Origin of the sequence: Marseilla massiliensis, assembly GCF_016899955.1 — a bacterium.
GTDB classification, from domain to species: domain Bacteria; phylum Bacteroidota; class Bacteroidia; order Bacteroidales; family Bacteroidaceae; genus Prevotella; species Prevotella intestinigallinarum.
In genome coordinates this window covers 1-1,978 of the sequence record NZ_JACJJL010000073.1, presented here as the reverse complement: position 1 = coordinate 1,978, position 1,978 = coordinate 1, and the positions used below count along the sequence as shown (strand labels likewise).

At 54.6% G+C, this 1,978-nt stretch carries 3 protein-coding genes; all 3 read right to left on the bottom strand.

What is annotated here, in order from left to right:
- Positions 1-728 (bottom strand): YWFCY domain-containing protein (locus H6B30_RS15910; protein ID WP_239484177.1); only part of this gene is annotated, 728 nt, incomplete at its 3' end.
- Positions 729-752: 24 nt separating this feature from the next.
- Positions 753-1,217, bottom strand: coding sequence for a hypothetical protein (locus H6B30_RS15905; protein WP_205112229.1), 465 nt, complete (start codon positions 1,215-1,217; stop codon positions 753-755).
- A partial coding sequence (traN, locus tag H6B30_RS15900) for a conjugative transposon protein TraN (RefSeq protein WP_205112228.1) occupies positions 1,214-1,978 on the bottom strand: 765 nt, incomplete at its 5' end. The genes H6B30_RS15905 and traN, both read right to left, overlap by 4 nt.

Genomic DNA, 1,978 nt, shown 5'->3' with positions numbered 1-1,978 from the left:
TTGGCCAGCGTGGGGTACTTGAAGTCATATACCATCATGGCGAAGCCCTTGGCGGCGTGCTGCCGGATGAACGGGTCAATGACACCGAAGGACTTTCCAGAACCGGGCGTTCCCAACACGATTGTCCCACGGAACGGGTTGATGATGTTTATCCATCCCTTGTGCATCTTCCGTTTCCAATAGTATATCATGGGGATGTTCACTGAATAGTCATTGGCGACAAGATTCTCCGACTGCTGGAACGATTCGTTCTCGAAGTTGAAGCGGTCTTCGCCCACCTTGTTGTTGTAATACTTGGCGATGCCGTCCAGCCCCTGATGCACCAGCATGGTGCCGACAACCGAGCAGATGGCGTAGAGGATGCGGTTGGCAGGGAAACCGAACCAGCTGACGCCGAAATACATCCCGTGGAACACGAAGCACAGCCCGACAAGGGTCAACCCGGCCAGCACGGGATAGACCACCATCGTGCGCACATTGAACTTCAACGCCTTCTTCGCCTTGGTGCCGATACAGACGATGCAGATGCACACCAGCTCCGCCACCTTGCAGCCCGATACGGTGTTGAATACCTTGAAACGCCCCAACAGATCGAGAATGAACTGCGTGATGCGGTTGTCCGCCGTGACAGGCAGGTTCATCACAATCTCTATAATCAGGAAGATGTAAATGCAACTGCGGAAATAGTTGTACATCTGCTGCTGTTCCCTTGTCTCTTCAAATGCCATGCCTTCTGTTTTGTTTACAAGTGGTTAAAAAGGAATTCTCATTCCAAGCAACAACCCGTTGCGGAACGTGTCGCCGTGCAGGAAGTTCACGTTGTTCTTCTGTATCAGGGCGAACTCCCAGCCGTTACGGAATACATAGCTGTATTCAAACCCTCCCTCCAATCCGATGAAGAACCGTTTTTGCACCGCGCCGAACTGCGGGCCGAAGCGGAAACGCAGCATACCGTTCTTATAGCGCACCAGCCGGTGCTTGTAGACGATGCCGCCGTCCCAATAGTAGCCTTTCCAGAAATCCTTTTCCTGCCAATGGGTGCCGGCCTCGCCGTACAGTTCCACGGCATTCCCGTATGACAGCGGATGCTCGTAACCTACGGTCGCGTTCAGTGTGGAGGGAAACAGGAAGCCGGCGTTTACCGCCAGCTTGCCGTCCTGTGCGGATGCGCCAATGGAAACGGCCGCACAGCATAAGGTAATCAGAAACTTCTTCATTGCTTGTCGGAATAAGAGATGTAGTAATAAGGATAGTAGGCGGCATCCTTCAGGATGTCGGCATCGAAGCCGTCCGCATGGAGGATGTCCTCGTACTCGATGGTCAGCACGATGACCCGTCCGCTGATCTGGTTCTCGGATATTTCAATCCGCAACACCTTCTCGTCAGGAAAGGTCAGCTTGGGCAGCACCATCACGTTGCGGTAGTCCTTTTTGAACTTCCTCGTGGAGTGGAGTGTGAACACGGGTGACAGCTCGATGGTCTGCGAGTTGGTCGCCTTGGTTTCCTTCTTGTCCGTCAGCTTCACGCGGATTTCCTCGATGTCGTAGGGAATCTTCGTCCTGTTCCGCAACGAGTAGTCGATGAAGAAGTAGTTGCCGACGGCGTAGATGTTGTTGACCGTGGCCCTCATCCCGTGCGCCCTCGTCACGATCTGGTTGTACTTGCGCTTGCTGCCGTACACCGCCCACGCATATCGGGCCATCTCGGACATGGGCATGGTGACTTCCGGGTTGATGTAGGACTGTGTGTGGGTGTACGGCACCTCGAAGATGGTGGACGCCTGTCCCGGCATTTCGGTATAGAGGACATCGTATTGCGCGATGTGCCTTTCCCCGATGAGCGTGACGGTGCCCAGCAGCTCGTTCTCCGCGTAGCCGCCGGACTGTATGGAGTCGCCATCATGGTACGGCTTGATGCGGACGATGTTGTCCGTGCATTGGTTGCCTGCAATCTTCGGGGTGGAGATGTCCACCAGCTT

Coding starts and splice junctions, on each gene's coding strand:
- H6B30_RS15905 (WP_205112229.1), bottom strand. CDS start 1,217: ATGAAGAAGTTTCTGATTACCTTATGCTGTGCGGCCGTTTCCATTGGC.